Below are 3,289 nucleotides of genomic sequence, written 5' to 3' on the forward strand. Positions count from 1 at the left end.
AAATTACATTGAAAACTATAATAAAGTTAGAATTCAACAAAAACTAGGCTACTTATCCCCTATAGAATATAGGGAATTAGCAGCCTAGAAAGTAGTGTTTTTATTGAGCTCCCTTAGTAAGGGTGCAATGCCGTATAAAAAGACCCCTAAGAGATGTTTCATATGAAACATCTCTTAGGGGTTATCTTATTATTTATCAGTTTTACGCTTTCTGAAGAACAATAAACTTCCTAACATTGCGAATAATGTTGCAGTTGTCGCTTCATTTGTATTTGTTGAATTGTCTTTATAATCTATTTCAGAATTCTATATCAATATCCTATTCCAACGCGTGATTGAATAAATACGTCGGACGATATTTGATCGTAAACGAAGTCTGCTGTGTCTGGGACAGATATTTTCACGGCATTCTCTGGTAAGTAGTCTCGTTCGACTCTGTATTGTCCGATTCTTTCGCCATCTGGTAAATAGGTTGGGCATATGATTGTCCAATCTAGCTCTGAATCTTTAAGCATTGTATAAACTTTATGATGTTCTTCTGCTGCACGTGTTGTGCGTCTTTTAGATTCGTTAGATTGATAGCGTAGTAAATTCTTGTCAGTTCGACTTTGTAATATGCCAGCAGTACCTATTGTGATGATACGTTTAATGCCTTGTTGTGACATTGTTTCAATAATTAATGGCATAGCTTCTGATAATGTAGTGGAGCCGTCTGTACTTAATGCACTTACAATAATGTCGTTACATTCAGCTGCTTTTTGAATATCATTTGGATTTAATACATTTCCTTCGATTAGTCTTACAGATTGATGGTCGACGCATAATTTATTTTTATCGCGAACGAGTACGGTTACGTCATGACCGTCCGATAGTGCGTGTGTTAATACTTCTTGTCCAACTCTGCCTGTAGCACCTAAAATTAATATTTTCACTTGTATTACTCCTTTTATAAAAGTTCTTATTTTAATGATAGACAAATTCGGGTATATATACTAGACATCAAACTTTTGAAAAGGTGATTCTGTATGAAATTAAGTAAAATATTGAAATACGCTGGTATCATTTCAGCACCGTTAGTTGGTGGTAGACTAATCGGAAAATATGCTGTTCAAAACGCACGAAAGGACTATTCTAAAAATAAAAAACCACCATTCTCACCACCTGGGTATATATTCCCAATTGTATGGCCTATACTATATTTAAGCATGGGTATCGCACATTCTATTATAACGAAAGAGCGTGCTACTAAATCAACACAGACTACTTATTATAGTCAGTTGGGCTTAAATTATTTATGGTCAATTCTTTATTTTAAATATAAATTAAGAGGTACAGCACTTATTGAAAGTTATGTTTTATTGAGTGCAGTCATTTTAACAACTGTTCAATTTTATAAAGTGAATAAGTCAGCAGGGTTGTTATTAATCCCTTATGTTTGTTGGTCTGCCTATGCCTCATATTTAACAACAGGTAATTGGACACTTAATAAAGATAACCCGAGATATACTGAGAAGTAGAGAATTTGCTTAGTTAATAAAAAGCATTTTTGTATATATTTTAAGCGGGATAGCTCAATTGAGTTTCCGCTTAAAATATATCAATATACATATTAAAACAGTTTGCATACTATATAGAAAAAGGTGACAACATGAAAAGTAAAATACTAATCACTTTATCTGTTTTATTAAGTTTCACTTTTTTAAACAATGAAGTACAAGCTGAAAATATACAAAAAGGTATCACTGTAGACATCGCAAGAAAATCATATTCCTTAGAAACTTTAAAAACCATCGTTAAATATATACATGATCATAATGGTCAATACCTTCAATTACATTTTTTAGATGATGAAAATTACGCAATTGAATCAGAATATTTTGATCGTAAAAGTTTTTCTAATCCACATTATTTAACAAAAACAGAAGTGAAATCACTTATTGAGTATAGTAATGATTTAAATGTAATGGTCATTCCAGATATGGATTTTCCCTCTCATTCCAAAGCTTTTTTATCTTTGATTAAACAAAATGATAAATCATTATATCAAGAAATAATCAGTGATTATAGTGATAACACTTTAGATTTTTTCTCAAATCGTAAAGCAGTAGATGTTACAAATAGACAAATTGATGAAATAACAGAGTTGTTTAAACAACCTCAATTTGCAGAACAACAACGAATTGTACTCGGTGGGGATGAAGTAGCAGGTGGAGGTGCGCATCAAAATAGCTTTATAGAATATATGAATCAAATAGGTGACTATGCATTTCAACAAGGATATGAGCCACAGATGTGGAATGATATGGTCATGCATGAAGGGGTGAAGTCTTTAAATTACCATTATTCAATATTATATTGGAAGCAAAATGAAGACAATAAATCTAATTTAACTGTAGAAGATTTTGATAAATATTATTTTGATGTATATAACTATAATTATTATTCGTTATATTTCTTGCCTTCAAAACAGTTTAGCCAGGACGATATTAATGAACAGGCTGAATATATAGGTTGGGCATATGCATATAACAAATTTTATTATAATAAGAATCCTTATAATGAAGTGAATAGTCAAAATGTTAAAGGATCTGCATTATCATTTTGGGGTGAACATGCAACTGATATGACACAAGAAGAATTAATCAATCAAGAGGTGCCTTTGATTAAAGCATATTTTAATCTTAAAAAGTAAAAATCATAACGATTGCTATGGGAGTTTGAGCAGTCGTTATGACGGTATATAACGAATTATTCTGAGGATTGGGATTCCAACTTTTCTAGAATGTCTTTAATAATCTCCTTCTCATCTGATAAATTAAAATCTTCAGATGAGATTTTTTGACTAATAGATTGTGAAACATACAACAAATCATCACTGATATCTTCATAATAGCCTTTCCCGTTGTTCATAACCATGGTTCTACCTCTTTCTCTAGTATAGCTATATATGTAATACCCAAAAAAAGCAAATTTATAACAAAAAAGTAATTAAAATATTGGATAAACAAAATGATAATTATTATGTTATTTTTTTACAACAATTTATACGAAAAAAGAATAGGTTTAATAAACCGTTGAAGTATATCTATAAATTGTTTTACGGAAATTTTTATAAATGATTTCTCCATATAAAAAACACGCCATATATTGATTGGCACTGCACCCTTACTAAGGGAGCTCAATAAAAACACTATTTTATAGGCTGCTAATTCCCTATATTCTATAGGGGATAAGTAGCCTAGTTTTTGTTGAATTCTAACTTTATTATAGTTTTCAATGTAATTTTCGA

At 30.8% G+C, this 3,289-nt stretch carries 5 protein-coding genes and 1 pseudogene; 3 read left to right on the top strand and 3 right to left on the bottom strand.

Annotated elements, in window-relative coordinates:
• On the top strand, nucleotides 1-88 hold an 88-nt coding region (locus LQ686_RS13755; protein WP_231055855.1), incomplete at its 5' end, for an IS3 family transposase.
• Nucleotides 89-311: 223 nt separating this feature from the next.
• Here the strand turns inward: LQ686_RS13755 and LQ686_RS13760 are convergent.
• Nucleotides 312-932 carry an NAD(P)-dependent oxidoreductase gene (locus LQ686_RS13760; protein WP_103362164.1) on the bottom strand — a complete coding sequence of 207 codons (621 nt, stop codon included), beginning with the start codon at nucleotides 930-932 and terminating at the stop codon, nucleotides 312-314.
• Nucleotides 933-1,025: 93 nt separating this feature from the next.
• Between LQ686_RS13760 and LQ686_RS13765 the strand changes: the two genes are divergently transcribed.
• Both LQ686_RS13765 and LQ686_RS13770 read left to right on the top strand, forming a co-directional pair.
• Nucleotides 1,026-1,517: a TspO/MBR family protein gene (locus tag LQ686_RS13765; RefSeq protein WP_025905385.1), complete on the top strand. Its 492-nt coding sequence runs from the start codon at nucleotides 1,026-1,028 to the stop codon at nucleotides 1,515-1,517.
• A 131-nt stretch (nucleotides 1,518-1,648) separates the two neighbouring features.
• Nucleotides 1,649-2,692, top strand: a complete 1,044-nt coding sequence (locus LQ686_RS13770) for a family 20 glycosylhydrolase (RefSeq protein WP_119494265.1) — start codon at nucleotides 1,649-1,651, stop codon at nucleotides 2,690-2,692.
• Nucleotides 2,693-2,748: 56 nt separating this feature from the next.
• Here LQ686_RS13770 and LQ686_RS13775 read toward each other — a convergent pair whose 3' ends face one another.
• A complete protein-coding gene (locus tag LQ686_RS13775) occupies nucleotides 2,749-2,916 on the bottom strand; it encodes a hypothetical protein (RefSeq protein ID WP_158011165.1) in 168 nt (55 codons plus the stop codon).
• A gap of 284 nt (nucleotides 2,917-3,200) precedes the next feature.
• Nucleotides 3,201-3,289: pseudogene (locus tag LQ686_RS13780) on the bottom strand (IS3 family transposase); the annotation flags it as partial.

Origin of the sequence: Mammaliicoccus sp. J-M41, assembly GCF_022385935.1 — a bacterium.
Taxonomy (GTDB): Bacteria; Bacillota; Bacilli; order Staphylococcales; family Staphylococcaceae; genus Mammaliicoccus; species Mammaliicoccus sciuri_A.